Raw genomic sequence first — 23,282 nt, 5'->3', positions numbered from 1 at the left:
CCCAAGACAAAAAGCGCCCGTGCCGGACGAACAAAACGTTGGATGATGTTTCGCTTGATCGAGAATGTAGTTGACCTATCGGGCTTGCACATCCATTGAATGTAATGTGAAGCATTAAAAATAGCGTCTAACTCATTGATATTAAATCATCATAGAGCAGTGTATTGCGTCGAAATGTCCTCCAGGACAGCATCCATTCCCTTTGCATTTCCTTTCGTTCTCATGTCAACGTAGACGGCCAGGGCCACGTTGAACAGGCACAAAGGAGTTCTCATATGAATACCACTGCTATCCTCGCTACCTGGCCCGATGACGAACGTGACCGCAAGCGCGCGCCCGCGCGTTTTTGAATGCATGGCGGGGCCTCTTTTCCCCCGCAAGCCATTCATCAGCCGCAGCACCATTTCCATCGGACTCGTTGCAAGCGTAGCGGGCTGGCGCCGGGCCTTCCCCCATTGAGTCGCAAACCCCCAAGCCATTAAAAAACCCCGCACCAGCGGGGTTTGGCTTTTCAAGGGTGCCGCACGGCGATCAGTGCATGTGCAGCCCGCCGTTGACCGAGAAATCGGCGCCGGTTGCGTAACCGCCTTCATCCGAAGCCAGCCATGCGATGATCGAGGCGATTTCGCTGGGTTCGCCCAGGCGCTTGACCGGCACGGAGCCCACGATCTTCTCCAGCACTTCAGGGCGGATCGCCTTGACCATGTCGGTGCCGATGTAGCCCGGGCTCACGGTGTTCACGGTCACGCCCTTGTTGGCCAGTTCCTGGGCCAGGGCCATGGAGAAACCATGCATGCCGGCCTTGGCGGCCGAATAGTTGGTCTGCCCGGCCTGCCCCTTGGCGCCGTTGACCGAACTGATGTTCACGATCCGGCCCCAGCCCTTCTCCACCATGTCGCCGACGACCTGCTTGGTCACGTTGAACATGGAGTTCAGGTTGGTTTCGATCACGGCATCCCAGTCCTCGCGCGACATCTTCACGAACATGCGGTCACGCGTGATGCCCGCGTTGTTCACCAGCACGTCGATGGTGCCGTGCTCGGCCTTGGCCTTGGTGAAGGCCTCGACGGTGGAATCCCAGTTGCCGACGTTGCCAACGGAAGCGTAGAAGGTGAAGCCCAACGCCTTCTGCTCGGCCAGCCACTTCGCATGGTCACGAGTCGGGCCGCAGCCCGCGATGACCTTGAACCCGTCCTTGTGCAAACGTTGACATATGGCGGTACCAATGCCGCCCATCCCTCCAGTGACGTATGCTACTTTTTGACTCACGTCTATCTCCTGTTAATGATGATTTGAACCGGATTCAATTGCACTCTACCCAAGAATTTCGCAACCCCAATGCAGGAAAACGCTTGCTGCAACGAATTCTCACAATTTAATTGATGAAATCAATTGATTCCATCAAATTCCAGTCGCGAACTAACGTTCAACCGCCATCGATACGCCCATTCCTCCTCCGATACACAACGCGGCAATCCCCTTCCTGACGTCACGGCGCTGCATTTCGTGGAGCAGCGAAACCAGCACGCGGCAGCCGGATGCGCCGATCGGATGGCCCAGGGCGATGGCGCCGCCGTTGACGTTCACCTTCGCAGGATCCACGCCCAGCTCCTTGTTGACCGCGCAGGCCTGCGCCGCAAAGGCCTCGTTGAGTTCGAACAGATCGACATCCCCGGTCTTCCAGCCCGCGCGCTGGAGTACCTTGCGGGTCGCCGGCACGGGGCCGATTCCCATGATGCTGGGATCCAGGCCCGAGGTGCCGTAAGCCACGATGCGCGCCAGCGGCGTCAGGCCCAGTTCCCTGGCCTTGGCGGCGCTCATCACCACGACGGCGGCGGCCCCGTCGTTCAGGCCCGAGGCGTTGCCCGCCGTGACGCTTCCGCTCTTGTCGAAGGCGGGGCGAAGCCGCTCGAGAGCCGCCTCGTCGGTCTTGCGGTTGATGTATTCGTCGGCATCGAAGACGATGGGATCGCCCTTCTTCTGCGCAATGGACACCGGCGCAATCTCATCCTTGAAGCGGCCGGCATCCTGCGCCGCCGCGGCCTTGCGCTGGCTTGCGAGCGCCAGCGCATCCTGCTGTTCGCGGCTCACGTCGAACTGCCTGGCGACATTTTCGGCGGTAATGCCCATGTGGTAGTGGTTGTAGGCATCCAGCAGGCCATCCACGATCATCGTGTCGACCAGCTTCCAGTCGCCCATGCGCATGCCATCGCGCGAGCCGGGCAGCACGTGCGCCGACATGCTCATGTTTTCCTGGCCGCCGGCCACCACGATTTCGCTGTCGCCCGCGGCGACCGCCTGCGCGGCCAGCATCACGGCCTTCAGGCCCGAGCCGCAGACGGCGTTGATGGTGAGAGCGGGCGTTTCCTTGGCGACACCCGCCTTCATCATGGCCTGGCGCGCCGGATTCTGGCCCGCGCCAGCGGTCAGCACATGCCCCATGATCACCTCGCCCACCTGGTCGAGCGGGACCTTGGCGCGCGCAAGCGCTTCCTTGATCACCACGGCGCCCAGATCGGAGGCCGGAACCTTGGACAGGCTTCCGCCGAATTTGCCTATCGGCGTGCGGACGGCGGAAACGATGACGATTTCTTCACTCATGACGGTCCTTTCCCAAATATTCGATCTCGCTCGCCAAACCTGGCAGGGGCCTCGCCCCGCCCTTCAACGAACCGTTCCCGCCGCTTTCATGGCTGGGCGCGGCCCGGATGGCGGATGAATCCACGCACACTGCCGCCTCATGCCTTCTGCTTGACGTAGCGTCCCGGAGCAGGTTCGATGGCCTTGAATTTCGATCCCTTGCCGTAGGTCTTCGGCGCCGCGACCTGGCGTCCGCCATGCGTGGCAAGCCAGTCCGTCCAGTCGGTCCACCAGCTGCCCGGATGCTCGGTCGCGGCATGCAGCCACTGGTCGAAGGATTCAGGGAACCTGTTTGCGCTCTGGACCCAGTAGCTGCGTTTTTTCTTTGCGGGCGGATTGATCACGCCGGCGATGTGGCCCGAAGCTCCCATCACGAAGCGCTTCTTGCCAGGAAACACCTGGGTAGAGGCGTAAGCCGCCCGGATCGGCACGATGTGATCCTCGCGCGAGCCGTAGATGTACAGCGGCAGATCCAGCTGCGTCAGATCCAGCTTTTCGCCGCAGACCGTCACGCCGCCGGGCTTCTTCAGGTTGTTCTCGAGATAGAAATTGCGCAGGTACCACGCGTACCATGGACCGGGCAGATTGGTGGAGTCGCTGTTCCAGTACAGGAGGTCGAACGCGGGCGGCATTTCGCCCTTCAGATAGTTGCCGACAACGTAGTTCCACACCAGATCGTTGGGGCGCAGGAAGCTGAAGGTCGATGCCAGGTCCTGACCCTTCATCAAACCGCCGCTGCCCATCTGCATTTCGCGGAAGCGCACGAAGTTCTCATCGATGAACACGTCCAGAATGCCCGTGTCGGAAAAATCCACCAGCGCCGTCAGCAGCGTCGCGCTGGCCACCGGCGACTGTCCGCGCGCCGCCAGCACACCGAGCGCATTGGCGAGCATGGTGCCGCCCACACAGAAGCCCAGCGCGTTGATCTGCGGGGCGCCGCCGATCTCCCGCACAGTCTCTATGGCCTTGAGGACCGCGTCGCCGATGTAGTCGTCCCATGTCGCCGCGGCCATGGATTCGTCGGGATTGCGCCAGCTGACCACGAAGGTGCGGTGGCCGCTGGCCACCAGGTGGCGGATCAGTGAATTCTCGGGCTGCAGGTCGAGGATGTAGAACTTGTTGATGCACGGGGGCACCAGCAGGAACGGGCGTTCATGGACCTTGGCGGTCAGCGGCTTGTATTCGAGAAGCTGGAAGTACTCGTTCTCGAAGACCACCGCGCCTTCGGTCGTCGCCACGTTGCGGCCCACCTCGAACTTGCTCTCGTCGGTCATCGAGATATGGCCCTGGCGCATGTCGTGCAGCATGTTGGCGACGCCCTTGGCGATGCTCTCGCCCTGCGTCTCGATCGCCTTTTTCTGTGCCTCGGCATTGAAGGCCAGGAAGTTGCTGGGCGACATGGCCGCGAGCCACTGCTCGACACCGAAGCGAACGCGCGCGCGGGTCTTTTCGTCGCCTTCGACCGCATCGGCCATCGCCATCATGGCCTTGGCCTGCAGCAGGTAGGCCGATGCGATGGAGGACGCCAGGGGGTTCTTGTTCCAGCCCTCGCCGGAGAAGCGTTTGTCCGCGGGCGGACCGGCTGTCTCGCACAGGCTGCCGGTGATCAGCGCCTGCAGGTCCTTGAGAAAGTTCTGCTGGATCTGCGCGAGCCTGTCGGCACGGAGACTGACGGGGAGATGCGGCTGCAGGGAAGCCGTCACTGCGCCCCAGTCGGCGGGCGGCATCGAGTGCAGCATCCTGTTCCAGCTGTCCCCCCACAGTTGCTGGAATTGGCGGGCTCCCTCGGCCCATTGTGCGTCAGAATCCATGATGTCTCCTACGATCTCATGACACCGGTTGTTGATCCGGTTCCCACATCGTACAGCCAGCGCCAGCCGTTTCCGGAAATCCCGGAGCGCGCGGCCCAGCTTTTGTTGTTTCGGAGTTTTACATCCATGGTATTGATCGTGATAGTGATAGCCTGGCTCTATGTCACGCTCTTGATGGCGGTGGCGGAAGCCTCGGCGATCAACGGCAGCATCCTGGGCGCCGTCGTCACGTTCACGCTGTATGGGCTGCTGCCGGTGGCGATCATCGCCTACATCTTCGCCACGCCGGCACGCAAACGCGCCCGCAAGGCGCGTGAGGCGCAGGCCGAGCGCCAATGGCAGGAAGAACAGGCCCGGCAGCAGGCCCGCGCGCCCGCAGCCTCAGGCTCCGAGCCAGATGGCGGCGGCCAGTCGTCCACTGGCTCCTAGCTGCCTCTGGTCGCGGCGGTAGGAGAAGAACCGGGCGGGATTGCTCACCGTGCACCAGCCCTGGCTGCCATCGTTGCCATGCAGGCTGGCGACGCCGGCCGCCGCCAGGCGAGTGCGAGCCAGGGCGGCGAGATCGGCCAGATATTTTCCATCTCCATGCGGCCTGAAGTGCGCCGCCGCGCCCGCATCGTTTTCCACGAAGGCGGCTTTCACTTCGGCGCCCACTTCGAAAGCCGTGGCCCCTATGCAGGGGCCGAGCCAGGCATGCAGTGCGGCGCCGTCCGCCGCATCGCATGCCCGCGAAAGCTCCCGCACCGTCCGCTCGAGCACGCCGCCGGCAAGGCCGCGCCAACCCGCGTGCGCGGCAGCCACGGCCCGGCCCGCCGCATCGCACAGCAGCACCGGCAGGCAGTCGGCCACCATGATCACGCAGGCCACGCCAGGCTGGTTTGCGGCGCAGGCATCGGCCACGACCCCGTCGGGCGTATGAGGCTCCAGCCACTGCAGGCGCGTGCCATGCACCTGCTGGAGGAACACGGGCCGCGCCGGCTGGCCGTCGAGTGCGAGCCTGTGTGCGAAGACCGCGCGGTTGGCGGTCACATGACGTGGGTCGTCCCGCACATGATCGCCCAGGTTGAGGCTGCTCCACGCGCCCTCGCTCACGCCGCCGCCGCGCGTCGAGCAAACCGCATGCACATTCGCTGGCGCGGGCCAGTCGGGGACCAGCCAGTCGGCTTCTTCCATGGTTTCCTTCATTGTCGTTTTCAGCCATCGCATCGACGCGTGCAGCGCCGGATGCGAATCACTCCTCGCTGTCCGGGCAGGCCGATGGCTGTGCGCGCTGAAAGGCGGGCAGTTGCATGCACGACCTGAACGCCTGCATGCCGAGGTCCAGCCCTTCCAGATCCACATGGAAGCGCTGCGCGTTGAATATTTGGGGCACCAGGCAGCAATCGGCCAGCGTGGGCGAACGGCCCACGCAGAATGTGGAGGCCGCAAGCCCGGCGGCTTCGCGTTCGGCGGCAAGCAGCCTCAACTGGCGCTCGAAGGCTTCAAGTCCGCTGCGCGTCCAGTGCCGGTACCAGGCATCCTTGCCGGACTCGTCGAGCATCAGGTCGTGCTTCAGGTATTTCAGCACGCGCAGATTGTTCAGCGGATGGATCTCGCAGGCGATCATCTGCGCGAGCGCGCGGACCTGGGCGCGTGCCGGCGCGCCCTGGGGAAGCAGCGCGGGCTCGGGGTGTGTCTCGTCGAGGTACTCGATGATGGCCATGGACTGCGTGAGCCAATGACCGTCGTCCGTCTCCAGCGTCGGAACCAGCGCATCGCCGACATGCGATGCGTAGTCCGTACGGCGATGTTCGCCGCGCACGAGGTGCAGCGGCACGTATTCATAGGGCAATCCCTTGAGCTCCAGCGCAACGCGCACCCGGAACGAAGCGGAAGAACGGAAGTGGTTGTAGAGCTTCATACACCGCCAAGCATACGCAACCTGGCTGGGTTGCGCCAGAGTGGACATTACTGTGCTCCGGGCCCGCGCGCGCATGGCACACTGTGAGCGGCCCATGGCCTGCGGCGCGAGCCGCCGCGTGGGCCGCACCCGACACACAACAACCGACACCACTTCATCCATGAGCTACGTATTCAATCCTGCCCCCGTTGCAGCCATTCCCGTCGTGGGCAGCGAAAGCCTCTTTCCCGTTCACCGCATCTACTGCGTGGGCCGCAATTACGCGGAGCACGCCAAGGAAATGGGATTTTCCGGCCGTGAAGCGCCATTCTTTTTCATGAAGCCCGCCGACGCGGTGCTGGTCGTGAACGACGGCGCCACGGGCGAGATGCCCTACCCCACGCTCACCAAGGACCTGCATCACGAAATCGAACTGGTCGTCGCTCTGGGCAAAGGCGGCAGGAACATCAAGGCCGAAGATGCCGCCAGCCACATCTTCGGATATGCCGTGGGCCTGGACATGACCCGCCGCGATCTGCAGGCCGAGGCAAAGAAGCAGGGCCGCCCATGGGACATCGCCAAGAGTTTCGACCTGAGCGCGCCGATCACGGCCATCGTCCCGGCGGCCCGGGCGGGCGACATCAACAATGCGGCGATCTGGCTGGACGTGAACGGCGCCAGGCGCCAGTCCAGTGAAGTCACCAAGCTGATCTGGAACATCGCGGAAACGATCGAGGCGCTCTCCCAGGCCTGGGAGCTTCAGGCCGGCGACCTGATCTTCTCCGGCACGCCAGAGGGCGTCGCCGCGGTCTCGCGCGGCGACGTGCTCGAAGGCGGCGTTGCGGGATTGCCGCCCCTGAGAGTCAAGCTGGTCTGACGGCCTGCTGCTCCCCCGAAGCGTGGACCGAAGCCAGGAGAGCATTGCCTGGTGCGGTCCGCGCCCTGTTTCCTGCGCCACAATCAGCCCATGACCTTTCGTGCTCCTGTCCGTTTCTGCCGCAACTGCGGCACCGCCGTCCAATACCGCATTCCCGATGACGGCGACACGCGCGAACGCGCCGTCTGCCCCGCGTGCCACACCATCCATTACGAGAATCCGCTGAACGTGGTCGGAACCATTCCCGTCATGCCCGATGGGCGCGTGCTGCTGTGCAAGCGCAACATCGAGCCGCGCCTGGGCAAATGGACGCTGCCCGCCGGTTTCATGGAACTGCAGGAAACCACCTCGCAGGGCGCGGCGCGCGAGACCGACGAGGAAGCCGGCGCGCAGATCCGCATGGGCCGGCTGTTCTCGCTGGTGAACGTGCCGCACGTCGGCCAGGTGCACATCTTCTACTGCGCCGATCTGCTGAGCGAGCAGTTCAACCCCGGCTACGAAACCATGGAAGCCAGGCTGTTCCGGGAGGATGAAATTCCCTGGGACGAGCTGGCGTTCCGCACCGTCAGCACCACCCTGAGGCTCTGGTTCCAGGACAGCAAGTCAGGCGTCGAGCAGGTGCACAACGTCGATCTGGACGCACCCGGCCAGCGTCACTGAACCGAGCCGATCCCCGAATCGACCACGGTCCCGCGCCGCACCGGAGACGTCATAACCCCTGAATCCCCCGCCGGGGCCTGGACCCGCCCGTTGGCTGGCATGGGCGGCGCGCCGGACATGCCGCCGTTGGCGGGATAGTTTGCGGGATCGGGCTGAGCCTGCGAACGGGAAGGCATCTCCTGCGCCTGCGGCGGCTGCAGCCGCGAACCTCCGGGCATCGGCGGCGAACCGTTTGATGATGGCGATGGGGACGAGCGCTGCATCTGCGGCGAGGGCGCGGGGGCCGGGGGATTGGACGGCGGCACGGACTGCCCCGGCTGCGGCTCCCTGACCTGCCCGTTGGCGGGCATGGGCGGCGGCGTCCAGAACGGGTCCTGCGATTCGCCCGCGCCGGAGGGCGCAGTGGGCGCAGCGGGACCAGCAGGCGGCGGCACCGGATCGGCGTCCGGCGTGGCGTTCTGCAGCGGCGTGAGCGGCGCCTCGCTGATGTCCGGGCGCTGGTCTTGCGGATCATCATAGGTGACCGGAGCCTGCGTGCGCGGCGCCGGCTGCAGTTGCGACCCCTGGACTTGCGGCGAAGTGGCCAGCGGCGGCTGGATCTGGTCGGTGGAGCGTCCGAACAGATCGACCACCCAGTTGCGCACCGAGCCGATCGTATCGGCGATGACGCTGCGCTCCTGCTCGTCCACGAAGCGCAGGTTCGCATCGATGATCTTGCCGCGCAGCGCCTGCTGGAAGACCTGGCCGACGATGGGCAATGCGCTGTGCGCGCCCTGCCCCCAGTAGTTGCTGCGCAGCGTGATGCGCCCGTCGTTGAAACCCACCCACGCGCCCGCCACCATCTGCGGGTGCATCATGATGAACCAGCCGTCGGTGTTGTCCTGCGTGGTGCCGGTCTTGCCCGCCACGTCGGCTCCGATGCCATAGCGCGAGCGGATCGCGACGCCCGTGCCCTTGTCGATGACGCCGCGCATGGCGTTGCGCAGCTCCTGCGCGGGCACCAGCGCCAGCGCGCGCTGCGGCTTCGCGGTCGAGAACTGCTCCAGCACCTTGCCGTCCTTGTCCTCGATCTGCGTGATGACCGTGGGGGCGATGTAGGCGCCCGCATTGGCGATGCTGCCGTACGAGGCCACCATTTCCTTGAGTGTGACCGGGCTGGTGCCGAGCGCCAGCGCGGGGACCTCGTCCAGCCGCGATTCGCGCACGCCCATGGCGCGGGCCAGCTGCGCCACGCGTTCCGGCCCCACCTGCTGCATGACCTGCGCGGTGATGATGTTCTTCGAATAGGCCAGGCCGTCGGCCAACGTCATGGGCTCATACGTAGGCGCGGATTCGTCGGTCGGCTTCCAGACCTGCTTGCCGCCCAGGGGAATCTCCACCGGCTCATCCATGAAGGTGTCGGTGGGCAGCATGCCCTTGGCAAACGCGGCGCCATAGACGAAGGGCTTGAACGTCGAGCCCGGCTGGCGGCGCGCCGCCTGCACATGGTCGAACGGGTCCTGCGCATAGTCGCGGCTGCCGACCCACGCGAGAATGGTTCCATCGCGGGGATCGAGCGCGAGAAAGCCGGCCTGCACACGCGTCTTTTCCTGCTTGAGGCGATCCAGGAAACTGCCATCGTCCAGCAGCCGCTTGAGCACATCCTCGGGGGCCTCGCCCTTGGCCACCGCCTGTTCATACTGTGCGGATTCGCGCACCAGCTTCTGCACCAGCGCGGTCTTCACGCCCCACGCGTTTTTACCCGCCCAGGCGGAGTTGGCGACGGCCTGCAGCGCCTTGCCCTGCTTTTCCAGCGCCTGATTGGCCATCTCCTGGAGCTTGCCGTTGATGGTGGTGCGAATCACCAGCCCGTCCGAATACAGGCTGTAGCCGTTGCGGTCGGCCCAATCGATCAACTGGCGACGCAATTGCTGGGCGAGATGGGGAGCCAGTCCATTGACTTCGGCCTGGCGCTCGAAGCGGATGCGCAGCGGGCGCTTGACAAGCTGGCCGTATTCGGACTGCGAGAGCTTGCCGCGCTTTTTCATCTGCGCGAGCACCGTGTTGCGGCGGTCCTGGGCGCGCTCCGGGTTGAGCACGGGGTTGTAGTACACCGTGCCCTTGAGCATGCCGATCAGAGTGGCGCTCTCCAGCACCGTCAGATCGTCGGCCGATTTGTTGAAATAGGTGCGCGCCGCCATCTCGATGCCGAAGGCGTTGTAGAGAAACGGCACCGTGTTCAGATAGGTCTCCAGGATCTCGTCCTTGGAGTATGTCAGCTCGATCTTGATGGCGGTGATCGCCTCCTTGAGCTTGCGGTTGAGCGTGGGTGCGCGGCCGATTTCCTCGGGGTAGAGATTGCGCGCGAGCTGCTGCGTGATGGTCGATCCGCCCTGCTTGTCGCCGCCCAGGGTGCGCACCAGCGCCGAGGCCGTGCGTTTCCAGTCCAGCCCGAAGTGATCATAGAAACGATGGTCCTCGGTGGCGATCAGCGCATCCTTGACAGGCTGCGCGATCTCATCGAGCGGCACCCATTCACGGTTGACCCAGCGGTATTCGGCCAGCAGGCGGCCGTCTGCCGACACCAGTTGCGCGGGCTGATCCGTCTTGGCCTTGCGCAGATCTCTGATCGACGGCGTGAGCGGGATCAGGAACAGCACGTACAGGAACAGCGCCACCGGACCGGCGGCAAGCAGCCACCAGAGATTGCGCCGGGATTTCCAGGGCCTGCCCGGCCATGGAAAGCGGCGTGGAGCGCCCGCGCCGTCCGCTGGCGCGGCCGCCGGCTGCCCGTGCGCCTGATTGGATTCTTCGCTGTCTTGGGACATGGGGATGATGTTCTCGGGCGGTCTGGTTCAATCTCGTTGCTCAGGGGCATGGCCGAGCAGTTCGAGCATGCCGGCCTCGTCCAGCACCGCAACGCCCAGCTCCCGCGCCTTGTCGAGCTTGCTGCCGGCTTCCTCTCCGGCCACCACATAGCTGGTCTTCTTGCTCACAGAGCCGGAGACCTTGGCGCCTGCGGCTTCCAGCAGGTCCTTGGCCTGATCGCGGCTCATCGTGGGCAGCGTGCCCGTCAGGACCACGGTCATGCCCGCCAGCGGCAGTTTGGCGGGCTGCCGCGGCTCGCCCTCTTCCCAGGTGACGCCGCATGAGCGCAGTTGCTCGACCACTTCACGATTGTGCGGCTGCGCAAAAAAGGTATGGATGGATTCGGCCACCACCGGGCCGACGTCGTTGACCTGCAAAAGCGCCTCGACGCCAGCGTCCATGATGGCGTCGAGCTTGCCGAAGTGCCGGGCCAGGTCCTTCGCCGTGGCTTCGCCGACGTGGCGGATGCCCAGCCCGAACAAAAAGCGCGGCAGCGTGGTCTGCTTGGATCTCTCCAGCGCGGCCAGCACGTTCTGCGCGGACTTCTCCGCCATGCGGTCGAGCGACGCCAGGGCCACCAGACCGAGCCGGTACAGGTCGGGCAGAACGCGCACCACATGGCCTTCCACCAGTTGATCGACCAGCTTGTCACCCAGCCCTTCGATATCCATGGCGCGGCGCGCGGCGAAATGCAGAATGGCCTCCTTGCGCTGGGCGGCGCAGAACAGTCCGCCCGAGCAGCGGTGGTTGGCCTCGCCCCTCTCGCGCACCACTTCGCTGCCGCAGATCGGGCAGGTCGCGGGCATGTGGAAGTTGGGCACGTAGCGCGCCCGCTCGCCCGGGATGCGGCCCACGACTTCGGGAATCACGTCGCCCGCGCGGCGCACGATCACCGTATCGCCTACGCGGACTCCCTTCTTGCGGATCTCGAAAACATTGTGCAGCGTGGCATTGGTCACCACCACGCCGCCCACCTGCACGGGCGCCAACCGCGCCACGGGCGTGAGCTTGCCGGTGCGGCCTACCTGCACGTCGATGCCGTCCAGATGCGTCGGCATCTCCTGCGCGGGATATTTGTGCGCCACCGCCCAGCGCGGCTCTCGCGACTTGAAGCCCAACTGGCGCTGCAGCGCCAGGCTGTTGACCTTGTAGACGACACCGTCGATCTCATAGGGCAGCGTGGCGCGCTCCTCTCCCATGCGCCGATGGAAAGCCACCAGTTCGTCGGCTCCGCGCGCAATGCATACCTGCGGCGCCACCGGGAATCCCCAATCCTTCAGGGTCTGTAGCATGGCGTAATGGGTCTGGAAATCCAGGCTGCCGTCCTGCGGCGCGCTCACTTCGCCCAGCCCGTAGGCAAAAAAGGACAGCTTGCGCTGCGCCGCGATGCCCGAATCCAGCTGGCGCACCGCCCCCGCCGCGGCGTTGCGCGGATTGGCGAACAGCTTGCCGCCGCTGGCAGCCTGTCTTTCGTTGAGCTTGTCCAGATCGGCGCGGCGCATGTAGACCTCGCCGCGCACTTCCAGAACGGCCGGCACGCCCCGCTTTGCAGGCAAGGTCAGAGGAATCTGGTGGATCGTGCGGATGTTGTGCGTGACATCCTCTCCCACTTCGCCATCGCCGCGCGTGGCGGCCTGCACCAGCACGCGGTTCTCGTAGCGCAGGCTCATGGCGAGGCCGTCGAACTTGGGCTCGGCGACATATTCCACGGGCGGCGCCGAGACGGGCAATTCCAGCTCGCGGCGGATGCGCGTGTCAAAGGCCATCGCGCCGCTGGCTTCGTTGTCCGTCTCGGTCTGGATACTGAGCATGGGCACGGCATGGCGGACCGGTGTCAGGCCGTCGAGCACCGCACCGATCACGCGCTGCGTCGGCGAATCGGGCGTGACGATCTGCGGATAGGCGGCTTCGAGCGCCTGCAGTTGCTGGAACACGCGGTCGTATTCGCCGTCGGGCACGGTAGGCGTGTCCAGCACATAGTATTCGTGCGCCCACGCATTGAGCTGCTCGCGCAGGGCGTTCACCTTGGAGACGACCTTGGCGGGCGCATCCGGTGGCGGTTCGGAGAAAAGGTCAAAACTTTCGGCCATGGCCCATTTGCAGTCTTTCTGCCGCGACAGTGCGGCGATGCGCGCATCCGGCGCAGGCGCATGCATGGCTGCATGCCTTGCGCGCCATGCGGATGAGGCGTGAGCGGACTCTACGCATTTTCCACGGCCCGTGCCGCCGGATGGAAGCGGCCGCCATTGTGAGGGACGGGCCGCCGCCAGGCGAACGCCATGCTCCGATGTCCCGACTGGCGGCGATGGTTCAGCTGAAAAGGCGGCGCGCAAGGGCCGAGCCGGCGGACAGCTCGCGGCTGTCGAGCTTGTCGTAGAGCATTTCCAGATCGGTGGCGATCGGGTCCATGGTCATGGCTGGAAGCGGCGAGCCGTTCTGGTCGCACAGCACTCCGTCCATGGCCTTGCCCAGCTGGGCCGCCACCTCGCGCAGGCGCGCGAACGGCTGCTCGCTCCGGTGCACCTGCGCCACGTCGAGGCTCAGCAAAATATCACGGATGGCGGACTGTTCCGGATCATCGGAGAGCGCCGCCTGGGTGTCGTAGGACAGCGTGAGAATGGGTGGCAGGCCTGCCTCGGCGGCCGGAAGCACCAGGCGGCCCGGCATGGCGCCCTGCGTGAACCCCACCATGGACGCGTTCTGCTGCACGTAGCCGGGACTCCAGGCGGCATTGCGCGCGCGCAGCATGAAGCTGAGCTGCGCATCGTGCTCGCTGGCGAACTGGTCGAGTTCGCGCGCGCGGGCCACTTCGTGCAGCATGTCCGGGAAATCGACCGCCGCGCCGATGGCGTCGACAAAGCCCTGGGCCTTCATCACGAACTCGGAGAACTCGATCTCGTTGAGCGCTCCAAGCCGGTTGGCCAACTGCACGCCCGCCTGGAACTGGCGATAGCGCTGGCCGGCCACCGGCCCTTCCCATTGATGGGTGGCTTCGTTCAGGCCTTCGATGGCGAATGGCTTGCTGCCCGCGCGGCGCGTCTTGGGCAGCGCGGCCAGCGCCGCGTCGCCCGAGACGAGTTGATCCGCCACGATGGGCGCCACGGCGTCCAGCAGCGGATCGAGGCCCCCGCGCCGCTCGAGGGGCGGCAGCGGCATTTGCAGCGCATCCTTCAGATCGACGGAATGGCCGTCAAAGCTCGGCTCGATCCCGCTCTCGGGGCCGAGGCCCTGCGCGCCCGCGCCCTCGAAGCCCGGCTCGAGGCGGGCCGATGGCGCATCGGCAGCCGGATCGGGCTCCGCCGGGCGCGCCCGCTTGGGCGCGTTGCGGTGCGTGGACCAGGCGTTGTAGCCGATGACGATCGCCAGCACGAGCCCACCGGCGATGATTAACGAAATCTGAAAGGTACTCATGGTGAATTCAAAACGTTGTGCGATGCATCGCGACTGACATGGCGGCCGCCTCCATCATGTCTCGGCCATCGAGAGCGCGGACTCCATGTCCACGGCCACGATGCGCGACACACCCTGCTCCTGCATGGTCACGCCGATCAGCTGTTCGGCCATTTCCATGGCGATCTTGTTGTGACTGATGAAAAGGAACTGCGTTCCCTTGGACATGCTTGCCACCAGCTTGGCATAGCGCTCGGTATTGGCATCGTCCAGCGGCGCATCCACCTCGTCGAGCAGGCAGAACGGCGCGGGGTTCAGCTGGAAAATGGCGAACACGAGCGCAATGGCGGTCAGCGCCTTCTCGCCGCCCGAGAGCAGATGAATGGTCTGGTTCTTCTTGCCGGGCGGCTGCGCGATCACCTGTACGCCCGCATCGAGGATCTCGTCGCCCGTCATTACCAGCTTGGCCTGCCCGCCGCCGAAAAGCTCCGGGAACATGCGCCCGAAATGGCTGTTGACGGTATCGAACGTGCCCGACAGCAAGGTGCGCGTTTCGGCGTCGATCTTGCGGATCGCATCTTCCAGCGTGTTCATCGCCAGCGTCAGGTCTTCGGTCTGCGCGTCCAGGAAGGTCTTGCGCTCGCGCGCCAGATTCAGCTCGTCGAGCGCGGCCAGGTTCACGGCGCCCAGCGCCACGATGTCGCGGTGCAGGCGGTCGATCTCGCCCTGCAGCCCGCCCATGCGCACATTGCCCTCGGCGATGGACTGCGCAATCGCTGCCAGATCGGCCTGGGCGTCTTCGAGCAAGGCGGTGTATTGCTCGAGCCCCAGGCGCGCGGCCTGTTCCTTGAGCTGGAAATCGGTGATGCGCGCGCGCAGCGGGTCCATGGCGCGCTCCAGGCCCATGCGGCGCTCGTCGCTCGCGCGCAGCTTGGCGGTCAGGTCGTCGTACTGGCTGCGCTGCGCGGCCAGCGATTTTTCGCGTTCGATCTTTTCATCCAGCGCGCTTTGCAGGCCGCCCTGCGCCGCCGCGGCGGACAGGCGGTTCATCTCATCGCGCGCGCGCGCTTCCTCGTCCGCCAGCGATCTGGCCTGCGCGGCGGCGGTTTCGATGGTGCGCGAGAGCTCGGCCTTGCGCGCCTCCATCGTGCGGCGGGAGAACACGGCCTCCTGCGCCTGGCGCTCCAGCGTACGCTGCTGCTCGCGGCATTCGTTGAGCCTGCGCTGCGACTCGATCACGCGCTCGTCGAGCTGCGCGTGGCGCTCCTGGCTGTCGGCCAGCTGCATGTCCAGCTCCTCGAAACGCGCTTCCGCCGAAACGCGGCGCTCCTGCAGGTCGTTCAACTGCGCGTCCACCTCGGCCAGATCCGCGCCGATCTGCTCGCTGCGGGCGCGCGTCTGCTCGGCCATCTGTGTGAGCCGCATGGTTTCGACCTGCAGCTCGTGCGCGCGGCTTTGCGCTTCGCTGGCCTCGCGGCGCGCCGACACCAGCCGCTGCGAGGCGTCGGCGTAGGCGGCTTCCGCGCGCACCAGCGCCGTGCGCGACTCTTCGCTGATCAGGGCCTGCGCGCGCAGTTCCTTCTCGAGGTGTTCGATCTCCTGGGCGCGCGCCAGCATGCCGGACTGCTCAGAATCCTGCGCGTAGAAGCTCACGCTGTTGGCGGTGACCGCATGGCCGCTTGCCACATAGATCGTTTCGCCCGCGCCCAGCTCCGAGCGGCGGTTCAGCGCATCGTCCAAGGACTGTGCGGTGAAGCAGCCGCTCAGCCAGTCCACCAGTACGGCATTCAGCCCCGCATCGCTCACGCGCAGCAGGTCCGACAGCCGCGGCGCCGCGCCAGCGGCCACCGCCGTGCCCGCCTGCGGTTTGCTGTAGAAGGCCAGCCGCGCGGGCGGCGCATCGTTGCCGCCATGGCCGAGAAAGCCGCGCACCATGTCGAGCCGGCCGATCTCCAGGGCGTTCATGCGCTCGCGCAGGGCCGCCTCGAGGGCATTTTCCCAGCCCTTTTCGACATGGATGCGGCTCCACAGGCCCTGCATGCCTTCAAGGCCGTGCCTGGCGAGCCAGGGCTGCAGCTTGCCGTCGGTCCTGACCTTTTCCTGCAGCGCCTTCAGCGCCTCCAGGCGCGCCGAAAGATCGGCCTGCCGGGCGCCTTCGGCGTTGACCGCCTGCTGGCGCTGGCGACGGTCTTCATCGAGCTGCGGGACGCTTTCCTGCAGCTCCAGATGCCGCGCCTCGCTCATCTCGGCGGTTTCATTGGCCTCATCGAGCTGCGCCCGCAGGTTGGACAGCCGCGCCTCGTCGGGCGCTGCCAGCGCGTTGCGATCCGTGCGCAGGCGTTCCTGGCGGGATTCGAGCTGGCGGCTTTGCTCGTCGAAGCTGCGCTGCTCGGCCGCGAGCACCTGGATCTGCTGCTGGATCTGCACGACCGAGGAGCGCTGTTCTGCCGAGCGCTGCTGTCCCTGGCGCAGGGCCTCTTCCAGATCGGGCAGTTGCATGGCCTGCTCCTCGACCTGGGCGGCCAGCAGTTCTGCCTTCTCCTCGGCGTCCATGCCCGCGCCGGAGAGGTTTTCAAGCTCGATCTCGGCTTCTTCGCGGCGTGCGGCCCATTGGGCGATCTGCTCGGCCAACTGGGCCAGCCGGCTGTCCACGCGCTGGCGGCCTTCCACCACGTAGCGGATCTCCGCTTCCAGCTTGCCGACTTCGGCGGTTGCCTCGTACAGGCGCCCCTGCGCCTGATTGACCTGATCGCCAGCGGCGTAATGCGCCTGGCGGATGGCCTCCAGGTCGGCTTCCACGGCACGCAGATCGGCCATGCGCGCCTCCAGGTCATTGACCGCCTGCAGACCTTCGGCACGCACCCTGGCCTGATCGGCCTCGGAGTCCGCCCGCTTGAGGAACCACAGCTGATGCTGCTTGAGCGTCACGTCCGATTGCAGCGCGTTGTATCTGGCGGCAACCTCCGCCTGCTTTTCGAGTTTTTCGAGGTTGGCGTTCAGCTCGCGCAGGATGTCTTCCACGCGCGTGAGGTTTTCCCGCGTGTCGGACAGGCGGTTCTCCGTCTCGCGGCGGCGTTCCTTGTATTTGGACACGCCGGCGGCTTCTTCCAGGAACAGGCGCAGTTCCTCGGGCCGCGATTCGATGATCCGGCTGATCGTGCCCTGTCCGATGATGGCGTAGGCGCGCGGGCCCAGGCCGGTTCCGAGGAACACGTCCTGCACGTCGCGGCGGCGCACCGGCTGGTTGTTGATGAAGTAGCTGCTGGTCCCGTCGCGCGTGAGCACGCGCTTGACGGCGATTTCGGTGAACTGGTTCCACTGGCCTCCGGCGCGGTGATCCGCGTTATCGAATATCAATTCGACGCTGGAGCGGCTGGCCGGTTTGCGATGCGTCGTGCCGTTGAAGATCACGTCCTGCATGGATTCGCCGCGCAGTTCGCTCGCCTTGGACTCACCCAGCACCCAGCGCACGGCGTCCATGATGTTGGACTTGCCGCACCCGTTCGGCCCCACCACGCCGACGAGCTGGCCCGGGAGCATGAAGTTGGTGGGTTCGGCAAACGACTTGAAGCCGGCGAGTTTGATGGAATTGAGACGCACGAGTCAGGCGGGTTTGATCAGGGCGCGGGGAATGTTCAATATGGAATCATACCGTGCGGGCGTCCCGTTCCCATCCGGGGCGGGAGGCTGCTACGAATTTTGACAAAAAATCGACGCCCGCGCCTGATGTTTCCCAATGTCCATGCCCCGAGCGGCGCATGGCGATGCGGCTCTAGGAGCCGCGCGGCGCGAATGCGATCACCGCCATGCCGGCCAGCGTGACCGCGCCCCCCACCACGTCCCAGGTGCTGGGGCGGATACCGTCCACCAGCCACAGCCACAGCAGCGCCACGCAGACATAGACCCCGCCATAGGCCGCATAAATGCGGCCCGATGCCGAGGGATGCAGGGTCAGCAGCCAGGCAAATACCGCCAGGCTGATGGCGGCCGGCACCAGCAGCCAGATGGAGCCGCCCTTGCGCAGCCAGAGCCAGGGCAGGTAGCAGCCCAGAATTTCCGCGAGCGCGGTAACGAAAAAGAGAGCAAACGTGATCATGCCCGCATGTATAGCAGACTCAGGCGGTGGTCCTGCGCACCGAGCATGCCTTGATCAGCGATTCGAATTCCTCGAGCGGCAAAGGCGGGCTCAGCAGATACCCCTGCCACGCGTGGCAGCGATTGCGCTCAAGAAACTGCCGCTGCGCTTCGCTCTCCACGCCTTCAGCGGCGACGCGCAGGCCCAGGCTGGTGCCCAGCGCCACGATGGTCCGCGCGATGGCGGCGTCGTTCGGATCGGTCAGCACATCGCGCACGAAGCTCTGGTCGATCTTCAGCTCATCCAGCGGCAGCCGCTTCAGGTACGACAGCGACGAGTAGCCCGTGCCGAAGTCGTCCAGCGAGAAGCCCACGCCGTAGCTCTTGAGGCGTTCCATCTTCTGGACCGTGTCGTCGATGTCCTCCAACAGCAGGCTTTCGGTCAGTTCCAGGCGCAGCTTGCGCGGATCGGCGCCGGTGCTTGCCAGCGCCGTCAGGACCTGCGGTACGAATCCCGCTTGATGGAACTGCGGCGCGCTGACATTCACCGCCAGGCTCAGCTCGCCCAGCAGCGGGTCCTGCGCCCAGGCCGCCAGCCGTTCGCAGGCCGTGCGCAGCACCCATTCGCCCAACCGGTGAATCAGGCCGCTGTCTTCCGCCAGGGGGATGAACGTTACCGGAGATATGGAGCCTTTCTCGGGGTGCAGCCAGCGCATCAGCACCTCCGCGCCCACGATCCTGCCGTGCGACATCTGCGGCTGATACGCCAGCTCGAACTGCTCGAGCGCCATGCCCGCCCGCATGTCGGATTCCAGCGCCACGCGCGCCTCGACGATCGCCTGCATCTGCGGATCGAAAAAGCGCAGCATGTTGCGCCCTTCCGCCTTGGCGCGATACAGCGCGAGATCGCCGCGCTTGAGCAGTTCGTCCGCCGACTCGCGCTGTCCATGGAACAAGGTGATGCCGATGCTCAGCGTCGTATGGTGCATTTCACCGTCGATCTCGAACGGATCGCGCATGAGGCCCAGGATCTTCTGGGCCATCTCTTCCGCGCCCGCGGCCGCGGCCTGCTCGTTCTCGCCCAGGGAACGAAGCACCACGACAAACTCATCGCCGCCGTGGCGCGCGACCGTATCGTCCGCATGCACGCTGGCGCGCAGCCGCTGCGCAACGACGCCCAGCAGACGGTCGCCCATGTCGTGGCCCTGGGTCTCGTTCAGGCTCTTGAAGTTGTCCAGGTCGAGCATCAGCACCGCGCCATAGGTGTGGCTGCGGGCGCTCATCGCCAGCGCCTGCTGGAGCCGGTCCAGCAGCAGGCGGCGATTGGGTAGCTGAGTCAGCGGGTCATAGTACGCAAAATAGCGCGCGCGCTCTTCCACAGCCTTGCGCTGGCTGATGTCCACCAGCGTGACCAGGCAATCGTCGCCCAATATCACGCCCGCCATCTCGATCGAGCGCGAATGTCCGCTTTTGTGGGTGATGATGCACTCGTGCGGGCGAATGTAGCCGCCACTGCCCCGCGCTTCATTGCAGGCATCCTGCCAGCGCCTGGCGTAGAAGCCGCGCTCCTGCGGGTCCACGACCAGGGTATTCCACCAGCCATCCATGTCATGGATTTCCCGCGTGCCGTAACCGCAGGCCCGGGTGTAGCGCTCATTGCTGAAGTCGAATACGCCGTTCTTGAGCAGCGCAATGCCGATGGGCAGGTGGTTCAGGATGCCTCGCAGACGCTCTTCGCTGGTGCGCAGCGCCTCCAGCATTTCCTTGCGTTCCGTGATATCCATGACCACCGCCACGGTCCGTCGCGCCGTGCCGGGCATGGGAGCTACCGTCAGATCCACCCAGGCGATGCGGCCGTCCTTGCGCAAGCATCGCTTTTCCAGGCGCGTCTCCTGGATTTCCCCGGCCGCCATGCGCCGGACCAGCGTACCCTCCCGCTCCTGATCGTCTGGATGAGCGAGGTCCCGAAAGCGCATGCGCTGCAACTCGCCGAGGGAGTAGCCCGATATATCGCTGAACTTTTTGTTCGCATGCTCGATCCGCCCGGTCTGGCCGTCTATCTGAAGCACTCCCACGGCCGCCTGGCTCAACAGCGTGCGAACGCGTTCTCCGTCCAGTTCGAGCGCCCGCGCAGTATCTTGCTCATGGTGGACCGCCTGCGCGCGGCGCAACCCCAGCAGCAGAGTGATGGCCGCGAGCAGCGTCATGATCAGGATGCCCCCCAGCGCACGGATCAGCGGCAGGTTCTTCTCAGCCGGAGACAAAAGCGGGGCCGAGAGGCCGAAGTCCAGCCGCCACAGGCGGCCGCCAACGGGGATCTCCTTGTGCAGAAGAACGCCGCCATCGTTGGCGACGGATTTATAGAGCAGGCCCGGCGCGGCGGCGGCAAGCAATGCGCCGCTGGCATCCGCTTCACCCATATCCGTCATTCCAAGCAACAGGCTGCTCCCCTGCCCCTCCTCGCGCAGGGAGTCGATCAGGGCGCTGATGCCGATCGCAGCGTCAAGCGTTCCCGAAATCCGCCTGCCCCCCGCCGCCCGGGCATCGCCCTGGAACAGGGGCAGGTGCATGGCGACGCCGATCGGCCCCGCGGCCAATTGGCGCATTTCAAAGGGCTCCGACATGACGATGGCCCGAGCATCTCCCGCGCGGGCCAGTGCATCCGCATTCTCGAGCCCGGGCGCCGGATCACCGCTGGTCGCAAGGCGGGTGAATGTCACCCCCAGCAGTCCGGGATGGTGGCTGGGCAGATCCATCCCGCTGGCGAACCGCTTGAAATCCTTGGGCGTCCATTGCGGATTGAGTTGCAGCACGCCTTGCAGCCAGCTCAGCACATCGGCATAAGTCTGCAGCCTGCGCTGCAGCAAATGGACATAGAGCTCGGTCTGCTGCTCGAAGCGCGCCCGCTCGGTGGCGGCGGCCTGTGCCCGCTGATACCGCCAAATCGCTGAACTTGCGAGCAATCCCAACACGGCGACGAGCAGCGCTGGAATCCAGAACCAGGTTCGAAGGCGCGCAGATGAAGACTCGGGCATCAACAGATCGGAAGAATGGAAATGGCGAAAAACGAAAAAAACGGGAGTGCCCATGAGCCGCCGCGCGGCATTGCGCCGGGCATCCCCACCAAACCACGCACAATGGCTTTCAATATATTCTCTTGGAAGAATAATATAAATTCCCGCAGGCGCGCACGCTGGCGGACCGATAACATCGGGACAGGAGTCCTCCATCCGTGATTTTCAATTTTTTCGAGCGGCGCATTCCGCCTTACCCCGCACACGAACCCGCCTTGCCGCCCAAGGGGTTCATCTCGTTCCTCTGGGTCTGCACGCAAGGCATGCGCGGCTGGATCGCGCTGCTGACCATCACTTCGGCGCTGCTGTCGGTCTATGAGGCCTTCCTGTTCTCGGTCATGAGCCGGGTGGTGGACTGGCTTTCCGCCGCTCCAGCCGCCGGGCTCTGGCAGGCGCGCCATGGCAGCCTGACCGCCATCGCCGGCATCCTGCTGTCCAGCATCGTGCTCCTGGGCCTGCACACCATGGTGATGCACCAGGTGCTGGCGATCAACTTTCCCATGCGCATGCGCTGGATCTTCCACCGGCTGATGCTCGGCCAGAGCATGTCGTTCTACGCCGACGAATTTGCCGGCCGCATCACCACCAAGATCATGCAGACCGCCCTGGCGGTGCGCGAAGTGGTGTTCATCGTGGTCGACGTGCTGGTGGGCGTCGGCGTGTATTTCGTGAGTATCCTGCTCCTGTCGGCAAGCTTCGACTGGCGCATGATGATCCCGTTCGGAATCTGGCTTTGCGGCTACGCCGCCGCCTGCTTCTACTTCGTGCCGCGCCTGGGGAAAATCGGAAAGGATCAGGCCGACGCGCGCTCGCTGATGACGGGCCGCGTCACGGACGCCTACACCAACATCGCCACGGTCAAGCTGTTCGCCCACACGCGCCGCGAGGCCGAGTACGCGCGCAACGCGATGGAGGCGTTCAAGAAGACCGGCTACGACCAGATGCGCCTGGTGAGCCGGTTCGAGCTGGCCAACCACGCCATGATCACGCTGCTGATCCTGGGCAGCTCGGGCTTTGCCCTGTACCTGTGGACCCACGGACAGGTCGGCACGGGCGTGGTGGCGGCGGTGATCGCCATGGCGCTGCGCATCTCGGGCTATTCCCACTGGGTGATGTGGCAGATGACGGGTCTGTTCGAGAACATCGGCACGATCCAGGACGGCATCCTGACGCTGACCAGGCCGCGCACCATCGTCGATGCCCCCGATGCCAGGCCGCTCGCCGTCACCCGCGGCGGCATCCATTTCGAGAACATCAGCTTTGGCTACAAGGACGGCGGCAAGCGCGTGATCGACCATCTGGACCTGAACATCCGCCCCGGCGAGCGGATCGGCCTGATCGGACGCTCGGGCGCGGGCAAGTCCACGCTGGTGAACCTGCTTTTGCGCTTTCACGAAGTGCAGGAAGGCCGCATCACCATCGACGGCCAGGACATACGCCAGGTCACGCAGGACAGCCTGCGAAGCGCCATCGGCATGGTGACGCAGGACACTTCGCTGCTGCACCGCTCCATGCGCGACAACATCCTCTATGGGCGCCCCGACGCCACCGAGGAAGAGATGCGCGCCGCCGCCGAGCGCGCGGAGGCCGCTGAATTCATCGGCAACCTGAACGACCTGAAGGGCCGCAGCGGCTATGACGCGCAGGTGGGCGAGCGCGGCGTGAAGCTCTCCGGAGGCCAGCGCCAACGCGTGGCCATTGCCCGCGTGATGCTCAAGGACGCACCGATCCTGCTGCTCGACGAGGCCACCAGCGCGCTCGACAGCGAGGTGGAGGCCGCCATCCAGCAAAGCCTCGACAAGCTCATGCACGGCAAGACGGTGATCGCCATCGCCCACCGGCTCTCGACCATCGCCGCGATGGATCGGCTGATCGTCATGGACCAGGGCCGGATCGTCGAGCAGGGCACGCATCAGGAACTGCTCGCGCGCGGCGGCATCTATGCCAAGCTCTGGGCCCACCAAAGCGGCGGCTTCCTGGGCGAATCATCGAGCGAGAGCATGATCGCCAGTTGATCCCGCCAGCCGGTT

Annotated in this window: 16 protein-coding genes; 4 read left to right on the top strand and 12 right to left on the bottom strand. The window is 65.4% G+C overall.

The window, feature by feature from the left end; genetic code table 11:
• Positions 1-149: 149 nt before the first annotated feature.
• From ABWP92_RS03155 to ABWP92_RS03140, 4 genes are all read right to left on the bottom strand, one after another.
• Positions 150-410 (bottom strand): hypothetical protein, encoded by a 261-nt coding sequence (locus ABWP92_RS03155; protein ID WP_353233891.1) that lies wholly within the window; start codon positions 408-410, stop codon positions 150-152.
• Positions 411-531: 121 nt separating this feature from the next.
• Positions 532-1,269: an acetoacetyl-CoA reductase gene (gene phbB / locus ABWP92_RS03150; RefSeq protein WP_353233890.1), complete on the bottom strand. Its 738-nt coding sequence runs from the start codon at positions 1,267-1,269 to the stop codon at positions 532-534.
• 150 nt (positions 1,270-1,419) lie between these two features.
• A complete protein-coding gene (locus ABWP92_RS03145) occupies positions 1,420-2,601 on the bottom strand; it encodes an acetyl-CoA C-acetyltransferase (RefSeq protein WP_353233889.1) in 1,182 nt (393 codons plus the stop codon).
• Positions 2,602-2,738: 137 nt separating this feature from the next.
• Positions 2,739-4,451 carry a PHA/PHB synthase family protein gene (locus ABWP92_RS03140; RefSeq protein WP_353233888.1) on the bottom strand — a complete coding sequence of 571 codons (1,713 nt, stop codon included), beginning with the start codon at positions 4,449-4,451 and terminating at the stop codon, positions 2,739-2,741.
• A 132-nt stretch (positions 4,452-4,583) separates the two neighbouring features.
• On the opposite strand from ABWP92_RS03140, the gene ABWP92_RS03135 reads away from it, so the two are divergent.
• Positions 4,584-4,880 carry a hypothetical protein gene (locus ABWP92_RS03135; RefSeq protein ID WP_353233895.1) on the top strand — a complete coding sequence of 99 codons (297 nt, stop codon included), beginning with the start codon at positions 4,584-4,586 and terminating at the stop codon, positions 4,878-4,880.
• Here ABWP92_RS03135 and pgeF read toward each other — a convergent pair.
• Positions 4,833-5,636 carry a peptidoglycan editing factor PgeF gene (gene pgeF, locus ABWP92_RS03130; protein ID WP_353233887.1) on the bottom strand — a complete coding sequence of 268 codons (804 nt, stop codon included), beginning with the start codon at positions 5,634-5,636 and terminating at the stop codon, positions 4,833-4,835. The two genes, ABWP92_RS03135 and pgeF, sit on opposite strands and share 48 nt — an antisense overlap.
• 46 nt (positions 5,637-5,682) lie before the next feature.
• Positions 5,683-6,351 (bottom strand): maleylacetoacetate isomerase, encoded by a 669-nt coding sequence (gene maiA / locus ABWP92_RS03125; RefSeq protein WP_353233886.1) that lies wholly within the window; start codon positions 6,349-6,351, stop codon positions 5,683-5,685.
• A gap of 160 nt (positions 6,352-6,511) precedes the next feature.
• Between maiA and ABWP92_RS03120 the strand changes: the two genes are divergently transcribed.
• Together ABWP92_RS03120 and ABWP92_RS03115 are read left to right on the top strand one after the other, a co-directional pair.
• Positions 6,512-7,207, top strand: coding sequence for a fumarylacetoacetate hydrolase family protein (locus tag ABWP92_RS03120; protein WP_353233885.1), 696 nt, complete (start codon positions 6,512-6,514; stop codon positions 7,205-7,207).
• 90 nt (positions 7,208-7,297) lie between these two features.
• On the top strand, positions 7,298-7,867 hold the full coding sequence (locus ABWP92_RS03115) for an NUDIX hydrolase (protein ID WP_353233884.1): 570 nt from the start codon (positions 7,298-7,300) through the stop codon (positions 7,865-7,867).
• Here ABWP92_RS03115 and ABWP92_RS03110 read toward each other — a convergent pair.
• The 6 genes from ABWP92_RS03110 to ABWP92_RS03085 form a co-directional block, all read right to left on the bottom strand.
• Positions 7,861-10,674 carry a penicillin-binding protein 1A gene (locus tag ABWP92_RS03110; RefSeq protein ID WP_353233883.1) on the bottom strand — a complete coding sequence of 938 codons (2,814 nt, stop codon included), beginning with the start codon at positions 10,672-10,674 and terminating at the stop codon, positions 7,861-7,863. The two genes, ABWP92_RS03115 and ABWP92_RS03110, sit on opposite strands and share 7 nt — an antisense overlap.
• 27 nt (positions 10,675-10,701) lie before the next feature.
• Complete coding sequence (gene ligA / locus ABWP92_RS03105) at positions 10,702-12,804, bottom strand: NAD-dependent DNA ligase LigA (RefSeq protein ID WP_353233882.1); 2,103 nt, start codon at positions 12,802-12,804, stop codon at positions 10,702-10,704.
• A gap of 220 nt (positions 12,805-13,024) precedes the next feature.
• A complete protein-coding gene (locus ABWP92_RS03100) occupies positions 13,025-14,125 on the bottom strand; it encodes a cell division protein FtsZ (RefSeq protein ID WP_353233881.1) in 1,101 nt (366 codons plus the stop codon).
• Between the two features lie 54 nt (positions 14,126-14,179).
• Positions 14,180-17,704, bottom strand: a complete 3,525-nt coding sequence (gene smc / locus ABWP92_RS03095) for a chromosome segregation protein SMC (protein ID WP_353233880.1) — start codon at positions 17,702-17,704, stop codon at positions 14,180-14,182.
• A gap of 172 nt (positions 17,705-17,876) precedes the next feature.
• Positions 17,877-18,200 carry a YnfA family protein gene (locus ABWP92_RS03090; RefSeq protein ID WP_353233879.1) on the bottom strand — a complete coding sequence of 108 codons (324 nt, stop codon included), beginning with the start codon at positions 18,198-18,200 and terminating at the stop codon, positions 17,877-17,879.
• A 19-nt stretch (positions 18,201-18,219) separates the two neighbouring features.
• Positions 18,220-21,213: a bifunctional diguanylate cyclase/phosphodiesterase gene (locus ABWP92_RS03085; protein ID WP_353233878.1), complete on the bottom strand. Its 2,994-nt coding sequence runs from the start codon at positions 21,211-21,213 to the stop codon at positions 18,220-18,222.
• Between the two features lie 200 nt (positions 21,214-21,413).
• Between ABWP92_RS03085 and ABWP92_RS03080 the strand changes: the two genes are divergently transcribed.
• Positions 21,414-23,267 (top strand): ABC transporter ATP-binding protein, encoded by a 1,854-nt coding sequence (locus ABWP92_RS03080; RefSeq protein ID WP_353233894.1) that lies wholly within the window; start codon positions 21,414-21,416, stop codon positions 23,265-23,267.
• Positions 23,268-23,282: the final 15 nt, after the last annotated feature.

The organism is Diaphorobacter ruginosibacter, from assembly GCF_040396215.1.
In the GTDB taxonomy this organism is placed as follows: Bacteria; Pseudomonadota; Gammaproteobacteria; order Burkholderiales; family Burkholderiaceae_C; genus Diaphorobacter_A; species Diaphorobacter_A ruginosibacter_A.
This window is presented reverse-complemented; position numbering and strand designations above follow the sequence as displayed.